The 14,133-nt window shown below is 63.1% G+C and carries 8 protein-coding genes; all 8 read right to left on the bottom strand.

Going from position 1 to position 14,133, the window contains the following annotated elements; translation table 11 throughout:
• Positions 1 to 4: 4 nt before the first annotated feature.
• The 8 genes from EL2594_RS09260 to EL2594_RS09225 are packed head-to-tail and all read right to left on the bottom strand — an operon-like array spanning position 5 to position 14,131.
• Entirely contained in the window at positions 5 to 652 is a 648-nt protein-coding gene (locus EL2594_RS09260; RefSeq protein WP_011414796.1) for a hypothetical protein, read from the bottom strand.
• On the bottom strand, positions 653 to 4,411 hold the full coding sequence (locus tag EL2594_RS14920) for an eCIS core domain-containing protein (protein WP_011414795.1): 3,759 nt from the start codon (positions 4,409 to 4,411) through the stop codon (positions 653 to 655).
• A gap of 3 nt (positions 4,412 to 4,414) precedes the next feature.
• Positions 4,415 to 6,391 carry an ATP-binding protein gene (locus EL2594_RS09250; protein ID WP_011414794.1) on the bottom strand — a complete coding sequence of 659 codons (1,977 nt, stop codon included), beginning with the start codon at positions 6,389 to 6,391 and terminating at the stop codon, positions 4,415 to 4,417.
• A complete protein-coding gene (locus tag EL2594_RS09245) occupies positions 6,388 to 8,202 on the bottom strand; it encodes a hypothetical protein (protein ID WP_011414793.1) in 1,815 nt (604 codons plus the stop codon). Before EL2594_RS09245 ends, EL2594_RS09250 begins: the two co-directional genes overlap by 4 nt.
• Before the next feature lie 45 nt (positions 8,203 to 8,247).
• Positions 8,248 to 10,275, bottom strand: a complete 2,028-nt coding sequence (locus EL2594_RS09240; RefSeq protein ID WP_011414792.1) for a hypothetical protein — start codon at positions 10,273 to 10,275, stop codon at positions 8,248 to 8,250.
• 15 nt (positions 10,276 to 10,290) lie between these two features.
• Positions 10,291 to 11,568 carry an IPT/TIG domain-containing protein gene (locus tag EL2594_RS09235; RefSeq protein ID WP_011414791.1) on the bottom strand — a complete coding sequence of 426 codons (1,278 nt, stop codon included), beginning with the start codon at positions 11,566 to 11,568 and terminating at the stop codon, positions 10,291 to 10,293.
• Between the two features lie 33 nt (positions 11,569 to 11,601).
• Complete coding sequence (locus tag EL2594_RS09230; RefSeq protein WP_011414790.1) at positions 11,602 to 12,897, bottom strand: hypothetical protein; 1,296 nt, start codon at positions 12,895 to 12,897, stop codon at positions 11,602 to 11,604.
• On the bottom strand, positions 12,890 to 14,131 hold the full coding sequence (locus EL2594_RS09225) for a hypothetical protein (protein ID WP_011414789.1): 1,242 nt from the start codon (positions 14,129 to 14,131) through the stop codon (positions 12,890 to 12,892). The genes EL2594_RS09230 and EL2594_RS09225 overlap by 8 nt, the downstream gene beginning before the upstream one ends.
• Positions 14,132 to 14,133 lie beyond the last annotated feature (2 nt).

Raw genomic sequence — 14,133 nt, 5'->3', positions numbered from 1 at the left:
AGGATTATTGAAAGGCGTTCAGTCGGTGTTGAAATTCGGAAAAATCGCGATCGGGAAAATTCTCTGCGAGGGAGTCTAGAGCCTTTTGAATGGCTTCTCTTCGGTCTGGAAGGATCGGATGCTGGCTGAACAGGAATTGCCAAGAATCAAAGCCGAAACCTTGATTAGACAATCTAAGATAATCTTCTCCATTTAGATCGATTGATTCAACAGACCTCGTATCGAAGAGCCACAAGCCCCGTTTCGTCGGGGTAGTTTTGTCAAATATAACGAAGCTGGTTGGCACGCGATCAGTTGTTTGATCGAGAATTCCGATATTCTCGATAGGGGCGAAGCCTTTCAAGACATCTGAGTATGCACTCGGAAAGGGGGCGAACCAACCTGCCAATGGTGAGATGATCTGGGTCTCTCCGAACGATCCATCCAGCTCCCAAATAATCTGAAGTTTGTCAGGTAGTCCAAGAAATGGAGCAATCAAATCGATGTCCGCTCCATTGGCAATGCCTCCAAGTACGCTTTCGACCGCTGCCTGATTGAAGGAATTCGCAAGGTTTTTGAGCTCAGATTCACGAGGCTTCTTGATGAACTTGATAGACTCGCACCCCTTCAAAGCTTTGACAGAGTCGAGAAATTGAGCTGCGGCCAATACCATTCAACCTCTCCATTTGATCTTTTTTGCACCATAAGCAGCGCCGACGGCAGCAATCATTCCGTTAAACGCTCCTGAGATTGGTTGCCCGTTTGCTATCCGGTAGGCTGTCATCCGACTCGCGAAATCCGCAACGTTGGCGTGTCGCCGTGCCGCAGGTGTGCCGCCTCGCTCTGAAATGATTTCCATTGCGAAACGATCGGAAATCCCGGTTCGTTCGGTGATTGTATTGCGTCCGATCGTGTTTAGGTTGGGTCGATAAGTGCGCGGGAAGGTCGGTCGCTTGATTGGAGCGGTGGCCGAGATGAGGGCTCGGGGATCCTTGTCCCAATTCGCTCCGTTCTTGTAATGAAGTCCTCCGGTAAAGGTTACCGAGGTGGCGAAGTAGCTGCCGTCGTCCGATATGGCTGCTGGAACCGCAACTGCAGGATGATAGCCATTAGATTTGGTCTTGAGCCAGATAACGGCTCGACGTTGTGCGATGTTGAACAGGCTATTGCGCCTCCGAACATTACCGGCAGTTTCACTGCCATAAAGAGTTTCTTCCACGCTCGTTTCGAAGCCTCTCACAATTGATCCGGTGTTGACTGCCGTTGGAGCTGGAATAAGGTTCCCATCGACATCTTGGCCGCCATAGGCTGCGGAAATCATGTGCATTCGCACCCAGCGGTCGCCGTCATTTGTAACTCCTTTGTGCTGCAAAAGACGCCATCCAGCGGGGTTGCCAGAGCGTGCATCGCGCCCACCTCTACTTCCCCGGTTTGAGAGGAGTTCCGCTGTGGCTTCGTCTGGACCATTCCAGCCGAATGCTGCGTTCGGCATCGCATCGTCGGACTGATCAGGGATCCCTCTGATCAGTTCGGCGAAATCATTTATCCTGTCGGGTAATGCGTCTCGCTTGGCCTGAAGTGCGGCCGGCATCGGGTCTGGTAAGGTTGTACCGGAAAATGGCGCTAGATGCTGGGTGAAGAAGTTCAGAGCGATCCTGGCCCTGCCTTTTGCCGCGCTGGACAGATCGTCATCCGCTAGTGCGTCAGTGAGATGATCTTCTACCGGTTTTTCTTCCGACGCCATTTTCAATCTCGCGCCGCGCTCATTACCTTCGAAAAATATCGTGTGTCGATCCCCGTTGGGCAATGTCAGCGGCTTGCGGGTACGCCACCAACTGACGACCCGTGCCACACCACTTCTGACCGCCCCCATAAACCGCCGCGCCTGACGCACGATCCAGTCGATCAGCCTGTCGATCGCCTGATCGATGGGTCGACGCAGCTTCTCGATCAGGTCGGTCACCGCCCTCGCGACATTCCCCAGGCCCACCAGGCGTGCGAGGAAGCTGATGACGAGCGAGAGGAGGCCGACCATCGTCTGTTCGACCTTGGCGGCGGCGCCGTCGATCTTGCCTTCGGCGATGTCGGCGATGCTGTCGATGAAGGCGCCGGCGACCTGCGCGATCTGGGTCAGGCGTTCGACGAAGAACATCACCGTGTTGTAGATCGCGATGATGGCCTGGATCAGCGCACCGGCCGGGTTGAGGAAGCTGACCAGCTTGATCACCGCCTGCTCGATCACCTTGTCGGTGACGAAGCTGATGATCTGTTCGATCACCATGTCGCGCAAATTGCCGATCATCTCGACGATCTGCTGCCATGCGGCGGCGGGACCTTCGGTGACGAGGGTGGTGACCAGTTCGAAGCCGGTCTCCAGCGCGGTCACGGCGGTCTCGCCCAACACCCGCACCAGCTTGGGCCGGACGTTCTCCCACGTGAGGCCCAGCACCGAGAGGACGAACTTGAGGATTTCCTGCAGCGTAAAGGCCTGCGGGATATGGATATTCGCCCCGGCCATCGCACCGGTCAGCCACTGGATCAGCGCCCCGCGCAGGTTCGGGATGAAATTCTGGAAGAAAAGCTGGAAGCCCTTCTTGGCTGCCGCAACGAGATTGCCGACGAAGCCGATCGGGTCGTTGATGATCGTGTCGAACGCCTTGCCCGCTTTTTGAAGGTAGGGGATGACCGCCGGTGCCACGACTTCAACGATGATCTTCAGCAGGGTGAAGACGGTGTCGAGGATCCACGCGCCGAAATCGAGCACGATGCCGCCGAACACGCCGAGCACCTTGGCGATGGCACCCGGCAAGTCCATGAACTCGGTGATTTCGATCGTTTCGAAAGCTTCGACGAAGCGGTCGGGGATCGAAACGACCAGTGCGATCAGGCTGTCGATGGCGGTGAAGAACCACTCGCCGATCCGCTCCAGCGCGTTGGCTTCCTGGATATTGTTCCACAACTCCTCCTGCCCTGCGAGGGTGAGCAGGCCGCCGATGATCGCGCCGATGTCGCGCTCGACTTCTTCGCCGGTGATCGGGTCGTAGCCGAGGATCTGCTTGAGCAGGCCGTAGCCTTCGGTCGGCTCGATCAGGGCGGAGATCGGCGCGAGGACGGCTTTCTGGACGAATTCGAGGATCTTGTCGAAGAGCGAGCCGATGAAAGTCAAAATGCCGTCGATCGGGTCGGTGAAGATCCGCTTGGCGCGTTCCCAGACCCCGTCAAGATCGAAGATGTCGCTCCAGCTCAGGCTGTCGAGGAACTCGTTGATCGAGGCCCTGATGGATGCTCCCGATATGCCGAGCGAGTCCATCTGCTCCTCGACCCACGCGCCGACGTCCTCGAACACGTTGTACATGTCGAGCACGGCGGTAATCAGCCGCCCGCCGGGAAGGAATTCGACGATCGCGCGCAGGATGTTGGCGGCGGTTCGCTCGACATCGCGCATGTTGATCGGATTCACGCCGAGCAGGATGGTGAACATCCTGAAGCCGGGAATGTTGTAGGCAGCCTCGGCGAAGAAATCGAGCGCATCGCTGACGCCGAGGCGGCTTGCTTGCGGCCCTGTCGACTCGCCGATCTGCGCACCTGCCGCGCCGCCCGCACCCTTGCGCTGGACAGCGGCCTTCTGCTGGATCGTGTGCGTCAGTTCGTGCGCGAGCAAGTGGCGCCCGGCGATCGTGTCCGGCTGATACTGCCCTTCGTTGAAGAAGATGTGGTTGCTGTAAGCGAAGGCCCGCGCACCGATGCGGGTCGCGAGCCTGGCCGCCTGCGCATCGTCATGGATACGGACGCCGGAGAAATCGGCATCGAAGCGCGGTTCGAGCAAGGCGCGCGTTTTCTTCGACATCGGCTTGCCACCGACGGCCGCGGCCTTGATCCGGGCTTCGACTTCGATGTCGCTGCCACCGGACTGGCCCGCGCGCAGGATATCGTCCGCGCTTTCCTTGCGCTGCACGCCTGTCGTGACCCGGCCCACCGCAGCCTTGGGAGCTGGAGACGAGACGACGGCATCGGCCACCCGGTCGGCCTCTCGCTCGCTGGCATCCTCTGGCGACGAGACGAAGCCCGCCTTCTGGATTCTCACGCCCGTGCCCGCGTCGGCGAGCTTCTTCGCTTCGTCGATCTGCGCATCCAGCAGCGTCATGCGCTGGACGAACGGTTTGGCCTGTACACTGGGAGTGGCGGCGGGCGTTTCCTCTTCTGCCGCCTTGCGCTGGACGTCGGGCGCGCTGTCCTCCCCGTTCGCCGCCGTGCGCTGCGCCATGCGTTTGGCCTGGACCCCGCCGCCCAGTAGGACGGATTTGCGGTCCTCGACCTCGTCTTTCTCGGGTTTGGGCTTGCGCTGGACGCTCGGCTTGGCGCGGACGGGTGGTGGCTTGGCCCGTTTCGGCGCGGCGGCCGGTTCCGCCGGTTTGCGGGCTGCCTGCGCCACGGCCTAGCCGACCTCGGCCAGAGCGGGGCGCAGCGGGCAATGTTCGCCGGTCTTGCGGTATTCGCGTTCGACCGCCTTGACCATATGCGCGTCGGTGATGGCGCTCTTCGCAGCGAGCGCCAGCAGCCGGGCATGAAGCACCACGTTGTGAATCTGTCCGCCGGTGAAATTGCAGCGGCAGGCGACTTCGTCGATCATCGCCTGGCTGAGGTCATGCTCGCCCAACTGCCGCATCAGGATTTCCTGGCGGCGCAACTGGTCGGGCAGGCGGAAGGGGATAATCGCATCCATGCGGCGACGGAACGCCTTGTCGATGCGTTCGCCATCATTGGTAGTCACCAGGATGATGCCGCGAAAATCCTCCAGCCGCTGGAGCAGGAAGTTGGTTTCCATATTGGCGTAGCGATCGGTCGCCGAGCCGACATCGGTACGCTTGGCGAGCAAGGCGTCGCCTTCGTCGAGCAGCAATACGACATCGAGCTCCTCGGCAGCAGCCAGCGCCATCTCGAGGTTCTTTTCGGTCTCGCCGATATATTTGTTGACGGTCGCGGCGAGATCGATCCGGTAGAGCGGGCGGGAGAGGGTGCGGGCGAGATGCTTGGCAGCGAGCGTCTTGCCGGTGCCGCTCGCTCCGCTCAGCAGCGCCTTGACGCCTGCCTCGCTGCTACTGTGGAGCTGCTCGCGCAAGCGGCATCGCAGAGCGAGCGCATCGACCTCTTCCCGCTCGGCTGGATCGAGGACCAGATCGTCGAGCTCGTCTCCGAGCGCGATGCGGTGCGCGGTCGTTTCGAGGCGCGGATCGCGGATCGAAGCCAGCGCGGTATCGATGGCTTCGCGCGCCTGGTCTTTCCGTTCGCGCACGGCACCGCGAGCGACCCGGTAGATATGGCCCGACGTCAGCAGCCGGTCGGCCAGCTTCGCCGCATGTCGCGACCAGCCGGCATTGCGCCAGTGCCGCTTGCGGGCGTCCTGATCCGGTCGCGCGAGGACGATGGGGTAGAGCGCGCCCGGTCGCCGGCCATGGTCGATGCTGGCCGCGTGCGTCGTGACCAGCGCGCAGTGCGGAGCGTTCAGGGGAGCGGCAGGGACGACGATCCGCTCGCCGGGGACAGGCGCACATTCGATCAGCAGCAGTGCATCGGCCAGCGCGGCCACGAGGTTCGCTTCGGCCCAGAGATCGCGGTCCGCCATCGTACCGCTCTGGCAATGCAGGACCGCTTTGCCGACAGCCTGCGCAGCCATGCGAACGAAGGTCTTGCGCCCGTTGTGGCTGTCGCTGCGGAGCAGGATCGTGCTGTCCCGGGTCGACTGCAGGAACCTGGAGAGGTCTTCGGGCCGCGCGCTGTCAGGGCCGGGGGCAACCCACACTTCGGGTGAAGGCAAATCGCCTGTCGCGGTAAGGCGGAAATGGTCACGAAGGCAGGGCGCGCCCGAGACAAGTTCGAACGCCGCCGGCGAGACCCGCAAGCTCCACTGGATACGCGGCGCATCGCGGCTGCCGACCTGCAACACGCCGACTTCGGCCATCCGCATCAGAACCGCACGGATATCTCCCGTGCCGTGATCGGGAAACATGTCGCACAAGAACGCGGTCATACCGCCCAGGGTCGGGGCACCGCCTTCTGGCTCGTCCAGCAGCGACAGGCGCGGATCCTCCTCGACGGCGGCGATCAGGAGCAGCGATGCAGCCGCAATCGGCCCGGGGCACGCCTTGTGCAATCGGTCCAGCGGAAGTTCGGTTTCGCCCTGCCAGTGACGAACGGCGGCGCGCCAATCCTTCGGCGCGGGCAGATCGCTGCCGAACAGCGTCTCGATCCTGTCGACATAGCTTTGCAGGAACGGAAACTGGTCGAGATATTCGAACAGACGGCCCTCGCGGCGTTCGCGGTGCAGCATGTCGACGACGAGGCCGAGCAGATGCAGCCGGAACTGCTCTTCGGCGCAGACGGCCAGGTCGTGGAGGGGGCGCGGCGCGGTCATCGATAGATGAAGGCGAGCGAGCGCCCCTCCTGCGGGATCCAGCCCGGATCTCGGTCCAGCCCGGCGAAGCGAATGGCGAAGGGGAGATCGGACAGATCGAAACGGACCGTAATGGCGCCGTCGACGATGCGAACGTCGCCTTCCAGTGCCAGGTCGGCAAAGGACAGGTCCTCATCGCCACTGCGCTGCGCCAGATCGGTTTCCACCGACCGGGCCAATGCCGCGATCCAGCGGAGACCGGGCGATTGCGGCAGCCGCTGGCGGCCCCTCGCCTTGCGGATGTGTCCACTGTCGAGCGTCCCAGCCCCGGCAGCCGCGATCAGCTGGCGCCGACCGGTGCATCCGGGCCAATCCAGCAACGGAAAATCATGTCCCGCCCAGACCGCCATATGCCGGCCGTCACGGACGATGCCGCCGGATCTATCCGGCGTGTCGTCTCGGGTCAGCGAGGGGTGCGTGAAGCGTGTCGGCAAGGAGAGCGGCGCTGCATTCGCCGTCGCCCAAAGATGCATCGACGAGCGCAGGTAGTCCGGCCCGAACCACCACTCGCCCAGTCGGTCGATCAGGCCGAAGGGCGGGAGGTCACTGCCGGGAGATCGGGCAAGTCCGAAGTCCTTCGTGAAACCGATCCTCCGTAGGCTGTTGACGAGGTAGAACATGCCGCAGAAGCGGCTCTGGAAGCCGAGTTCCGGATCGGCGAGCGCGGTTTGCGGTGCGTTGGACCACGCGCCCCCGTGGTTGTCGGGATGAGAAATCTCGAACTGGGCCCATGGTGTGGCTGCCACCGATTGCACGCACCCGGTAGTTTCTCCCGACAAGATCGCAGGATCGCCCGGGGTATTGAGCACCGGCGCTGGTTTTGGAGAGCCAATCGAAGCGTCCTCCGCTGCCTGCGGGAGACCGGTCTTAGAGAGAGGGGCGGCGCGCGTGGCCGTTTCGGGTCGGCCCAAGACGGCATCTTCTTGCTTTGGTATTTGTGCGGCGGTGGTTTCGCCAGGAACGTCCGTCAGCGCCGCTACGCGCGCAACAAACCGGTCCAGCGACACCCCTTTCCTCTGGGCAGGCGGTGTCGCGCACCAGATCAGACCGGCTCCCATGGCACGATGAGCCGACGGAAGCGGGTGGGTGTCGAGATGGTCTGTCAGCGCTTGCAGCAACGGCACCATCCGCAATTCGACAGGCACAGGCCATGGTAGGCTCGCGTCTTCCGTGGCCATGCCCGGTGCGGCGAGGTCGAAACTTCCTGTCGGCACGGCGAATGCCTCGCCCAGCGACCGCTCCATGGCGACGAGGTCTGCTGTGTCCATGCTCGCCAGCCACGGAGCCAACCGGTGTCGATGCAGCAGCAGCGCCGCGCATTGCGTCAGGCTCGGCGCATCGGGCAGCAGCACCCGCCGGACCCAGCCCCGCAGGTCGCTGACGCCCGGCACATCGGCGAACAGTCCCTGCTCGTAGGGACGCGCCGCGGTGCGGTTGCCGATCAGCCACGCCGCCATCCGGGGAAGAGATGAGAAGCGAACGGGTTGCCCCTCGCCGACGACGCCCGAGGGATCGAGCGCCGCTTTTTCGAGGCTCTCACGAAGGGCCTGCGAAAAGCCCCGCACAAAGGCATTGTTCGTGCCGTATGCCCCCAGGCGCTGCCGGACCGACAAATGCGGCACCAGCAGGATTTCCCCGGGCGCCATGCCAAGCCCTTCGGTCGGCCCGTGCGACAAGGCCCGCACAAGCTGCCGCCGCTCCCCCACACCCCGCAGCCGCGCCCGATCGATGACGAGCGCGGCGTTGGGGAGGATGGGAGCTGAGCGGTTCACAGATCCGTACCGCGCAGGGATTTCAGGCGGATACCGCTCACCGCATCAGACCTTGTCGATGCCGAACAGCGAAGCGACGATGGCCGCCGGTATCGCTGCCATCGCGACCAGCAATCCGAGACAGCCGCCCTTGTCCTTGCCCTTCTTCCCGTTGCCAGTCCCGGGCTTTTCCGGACGCCCTGAACCTTCAACGTTTCCGGGTTTCCAGGACTCGAGTGGCTTGACCTTCTCGATGCGGGGGAGATCGCTCTTGTCGCCGGGGCGCACATCCGGGTCTGCTTCCAACCGGAAACCGATCCGGGTAGTTCCTTTGTGCGGGACCTTGAGCGCATAGAGCCCGCTCTTGAATTGCGAGAGGCCCTTTCCCTTGAACTGCCAGGTGAAGGGATCCTTGATCCCGTCATGAACGCCAACGACGCCGAACTGGCCACAGCTGTTGTCCAGCAGCGGGTAGGTGTTGGATCCGATTGTCACAGTCCTGTCGGTGAGGCGATAGCCGCGCGTGATCCATATGTGGATCACGGTATCGCGAAACTGTCGCGCCGCATTTCCGACATTTGCGCGCGCCCTCGTGGCAAAACTCATGTCGCGAATGATCTCGCCATTGTCGTCGCGCCCGTCTTCGCGTTCTTTCAGGCGAGTTACGAAAATGGCATTTCGTGCGAGACCCATGGTTTCATCATCCGCGTCCTTTTCGTTCTCGATGAGCTCGGGCACGACGATACGGCGAGCGAATGTCTGAAGAAAGAAATCGTGATGATCGCTTCCGTCGGCAGGTTCCTCGTATCCTTCGCCGCTGACTTCCGCCTCCTGTTCGACTGCGGAGAACGATTCGATGTTCATGTTCCTGCGCATGCTCGACTGGCCGAAGGCAGCGGTGCTCGCCGAGTCGAGCTGCACCCACATGCACTGGTGCAGTCCGGTGGGGACGGGTGTCGGCACGTCGGCGATTGGCCAGACGGAGGCCAGTGCGGCATGGTCTGCCGGGCTGGCAGTAACCGGCACGGTCATCGGTACCGTCGGGTTGGGGGCGAGCCCGTTGGGCTTGTCCCAATTCGCCGGCGATCCAGGCGGCAGGCCGTAATTTTTCAGCCGGAATTCCGCCGTCACGCCGGTCACGTCGTTCGCACCGGTATTTTCCAGCAAGGCGACCAGTTCGTTGTCCTGATCGTCGCCGATCCCGTTGACTTGGGATTCGATCAACCCGGTGAGCGTGGTAGATGTGCTTCCGGCGGGCCTGCGGCCTACGCCCTGCCACCCACCTACGAAGCTGATGCCCGGCATTGCACCGGCCGGGATAGGTGGCAGCAGGCCATGACCGAATTGGGGATCGAATGTAAACATCGATTGGAACTCGTCGGCACCGGCTGGGAACACGTATTCGGTTGCCATGGCCGGCGCGACCGGGACGATTTCGACCACACTGAAATAGAGGCCGAAATCATTGGCGAGGTCGATCCAGTCCGTGCCGCCATCGGCAACGGTCGTCGGCAGTTCGATCTCGACGCTCCATGCATGCTCCGTGGTCGCTCCGCTGTATGGCTTCCAGGATCTGACGCGAACGGTCGTGTTCGTGGGCGTGATGTCATCCCACTCTATTCCTGACGGGATCGCGGCGTTCACCACTCCGCGGCGATAGAATACCTCCAGATCGACGCCGACAGGCGGGTTGTCCGGATCGATATTGGTCTTGATTTCGTTGGCACCCGTTCCGCTCCCGGCGTCCGAACCGATCCCGTCGTCGACCGGTGCGATCTCGATCATCCGGTATTCGGTCACATCGGTGCCAGAAAATATGGGCTTGAGCGCGATGAATACGCGATTGTCCTGCGCGAAAGCGCCGGTCAGGCGGAGCATGAAGGCCATGCAGATGCGCCCGTTCCCCGCGTTCCTGATGCCTCTGAACACAAACGGCGCGATACCGCCATCGCCGAACACATATTGCGATCCCTTGACGTAGCCGCCTTCGGGCGTCTCGCCGGTGATCATGTAATCCGGATCGAAGAAGCCATCGATGGTCGGTGGTCCGCCGGTCACCCCGTCGTGGTTGGGAAAGGTCAGTGTGTCGGACATGGATGCTTCTCCTCGTTAGACGCGTTGCAGCGGAATGCGCGCAAAGCTGGTGTAGGACTCGATTGCTGTTGCGGTCTGTGTCGCTTCGACGCGCAGATGCGTGATGTCGCCAACGCTGCCGCCGCTATTGTTCATGATGATGCTGAAAGTGACCGGATCGCCCGCCGGGATATCGGTCTCCGAAGCGGGAATGGGTCCCAGCGTGATGGGCCATGCTGCTGCGTTGGACTCGACGGTGACGGCAAAATCGTAATCCGCCCGGGCCGTCCCGGTCCTGTTGTCCTGCAGGATAAACTGGATTTCGGCCTGACCGCCATTCGTAAACGTCAGTCCGGGCACCGAAGCTCCGTTCACCTCGATGGTTGCTTCTTCGACACCGTCGGCATTGCCCGTGAGATCGAAGGTGATGTCGGCCCTGGGATCGGACACCTCCAGCGTCCCTCCATCGCGCCATTCGACAGCGGTCGGATTCTCGCTCACTTCGCCGTCTTGGCGGGTGGCGCGCAGACGAAGATCGGCCGCTCGCGCATCGTCCGGAACGTCGATCGTGGCGGTGACCGAGACGATGCTGCCCGGCGCGATTGCTAAAGGAGATTGCGGAGAGAAACGCGTGTTTGCCTGCCATTCCGCTTCGTTCGCCCCGTCCGTAGCGGTTGCGGCCAGTTGCAGCTGCAGCACATCCGCGAGGATGACCGGTGCGGAAATCTGCCACGTAATCTCGATGGTTTCCCCGGCGGACATCACGCCAGATGGCGCTTCAAGGGTGATGATGTCGAAAGCCCCATCCTGCTCGGGGACATTCTCGACCAAGCTGACTGTCATGGCGTTCGATACTTGCCCGTCCGTTTCGATGGTCAGCGGAAGCGTCGCCGGAAGGTCGGCAAATTCGTTGGGGACCGTAAAGGCGAGGCTGGTCTCGTCGCCTCGCCGGAAGCTGCGGATGACCGTGTTGCCGATCCTCACCGTGTTGTTGCGGTATTCCCGATCGAAGTTGACCCCTCTCAGGGTCAGAAGTGAGAATATCGGAATGGCGCCCGACGGGCTGATGCCGGTAATCACCGGGGCTCCGGATGCGCCCTCCAGACCGGCCACGCGAATCTTCAGCGAATTGATATCGCTCATCATCGCGTTGAACAGCTCGGCAGTAATCAGGTCGCCCGGCGCGACGCCTTCGGGGCTCACGTCGATCAGATCGGTCAGCAGCGCCTGGCGCTCGTCTTCGCTCAACACCCCTTCGAGCGCCTCGAAGATGCTCGCCATCGTGACGACGGATTCTTCGGTTAACGTGGGCATCTCTCTATCCTTTCGTCAGGTGCGCGTGCCCGTTCAGGTCAGCGCGTAATTGGCGTAGTCCCAGCGGTGCAGGTTGAAGCGGGCGTTGCCTCGGTAGGCGAGGTCGCCGCGGGCGAAGATCAGGTAGGGGTCGGCCGTTTCGGGATCGCCGGCGGCGACCGCACCGGCCATGCGATTGCTCGCGACGGCGTAAATCCAGACGACTTCGTTGTCCTGGCTACGCAGGGCGGGGGCCGAGAGGCTTTCGCGCAGCAGCGGCTCGACTTGCGGGCCATTGATATGGACCGGGCCGCGGATGGTCATGCCGCCGAAGAACTCGGCCGCCTGGTCGTTTGAGAAGCCCGGCAAGACTCCGGCGGGCGGCAGGTAGGGGAAATGCGAGCGGGCCTTCACGCCGCCAAGCTCTACGGGTGAGCCGACTTCCGCCGCGAGGTGATCCTGGAACTGCCGCAGCATCGCCATGCCATTGGCCAAGCGATAGGGCTCGACCAGCGAGCCGAGCTTGTCGCCGCCGTCGGGCTGGACGAGCGGGCGACGCACCGCCCAGCTGTCGATGAACTCAATGGTATTTGCGCCGGTATAGGCGAGGATGCCGAGCGGAACCTCCTGCTCTGCCAGCCCGAAAGATTTCATGGCATCGAGCAGGTCGCTGCCGCGCGCGCCGCGGGCGAGCAAGTGGGTGACCCAGTCCGCCTTCGCGCCTTCGCCGAAGCAGCGATAGGCAATCCTGTTGCGGAAATCGGCTGCGGTGGCGGCGAGCGAGCCGTAGAGTTGCGGGCGGACTTCGAGCAGCCGGAACTGCACGGTCTCCACCACCTGGTCGATATTGCATTGCCCGCCGTCGCCGCCGATTCCGTTGCTCGGCGCCCGGCCCGAGCGCAGCTGCGCCGGGGCAATGGTGAGGATGTAGACGCCCTGGCCCGCGACATAGGTGCCGGAGCCGAGCGGTGAGCATGCGCCGAACGGTCCGCAGCCGCTCGCAAGCACGCCGTCATTGGCGGCTGGCGGCCGCGTCAGCTGGATTTGCTGGCGTTCATGCAGCCGCATCGCCTGGCCCAGCGCGTTCACGGCAAGGCCCGGCTCGACGACGATCGGTCGGCCCGTCTGCCCTTCGGCTCCGTCGGCCACCGTGGCTATGCCTTCCTTCAGGGTGAGCCCGAACGCGACGCCCGCGCCCATCGCCTGGCCCAGCCGTTCGTCGGCCGCCGCGCGGGCATTCTGTTCGCGCGTGAAATCGGAGCCTTCCAGCAATCGTCCGTTGAAAAAGAAGGTGGCTTCCAGCCCTCCCTCCGCGACGGGTTGTTCCAGCAGGATCGATGGATCAGCCATTGTCGCCTCCGCGCGTCATCCGCCGCAGGACGATCCAGTTGCCGGACCCGTTGGAGACGAGGCGAACCTCGGAGAGCTCTTCCATCTCCAGCGTATCCGCGCCATCGATTTGCCCGGCGGCCGGTTCGATCCTCGAATTGGTGGCGCTGGCCAGGCGGACAGTGAGCAGGTGGCCCGCCGTATCTGCGTCGGCGCCGGGAATACCGACGGTGACCGGATCCTCGCCGAGCACGAGCACGAAGCCCTGCGAAATCTCTACCGTGCCGTCGGCCGACAGCATCGCCACACCCATGCCGCTGTCGACAGCGGACAGGTCTTCGCCTGCGGGTGTCTGGGCAAGGGCAGAGGACAGCAGGATCGGCCGGTTGCTTTCATCGACGCGGGCTTCGACTTCGCCGTCGCTGTCTTCGACATTGGCGACCTGCCAGCCCGCGGGCGCGTTGATCGCGCCCAAATCGATCCGCGCGAGCATGACGCAATCGTCGCCTTCGGCCCCGGTATCGGCACAGGAAAGCGCCATCACGCGTGGTCGCAGCCTCGTCGCCCACACACGCTTGATCGCCGCGAAGAACCCCGGCGCGAGATCGGGATGGATGGAGATCGGATCCAGCGTGTCCGGGACCACGGGTTCCGCCGCGAGGGCCGGGAACAGCGCGTCCAGTTGCTCGCGCGCTTCCTCGATCCGCGCCGGGAGCTGCGCCATGTCGTCGTCGGCATCGGTGGAGACATCGATCCCCGCGAACCATGCGTCGAACAGCGCGATCCCTTCGGACTCCGCCATTGCCGGTGGCGCGAATTGGAACGAGAGCGTGTAGTCGTCGGCGATGCGCGAGGGGACCATGAGTTCCTCGTCGCTGCGGCAGGGCTCGCCCGGCACGGGCACCGGGGCGACCGCGCAGTCGCGATAGCGAAGCGTCAGCCAGACCGGGAAGCGCAGGGTGGTATCGGCGGGGGCGTCTGCCGCCATCTCGTCGAGGCGGGTCGTCACTTCCTCGCGCGCCAGCCACTGGTTGAGCGAGCCGCATTGCTCGCGCCCGACGCAGATCATTTGCCCGCTGGGTGCGGCGGCCGATCCCGGGGTAACCCTCAGGCGCGGGCCGTCCTCTCCGTCATTCTCGAAAATGACCTCCAGCCCGGCCAGCGTGCCATAGCCATGGGCTTCGCGAAGCATGCGTTTGTCGCGCTCGGACGAATAGCCGAACTCGGTGCGGAAATCGTCCACGCCAAGCACCATGC

The sequence above is a fragment of the Erythrobacter litoralis HTCC2594 genome (genome assembly GCF_000013005.1).
Taxonomy (GTDB): domain Bacteria; phylum Pseudomonadota; class Alphaproteobacteria; order Sphingomonadales; family Sphingomonadaceae; genus Parerythrobacter; species Parerythrobacter litoralis_A.
This window is presented reverse-complemented; position numbering and strand designations above follow the sequence as displayed.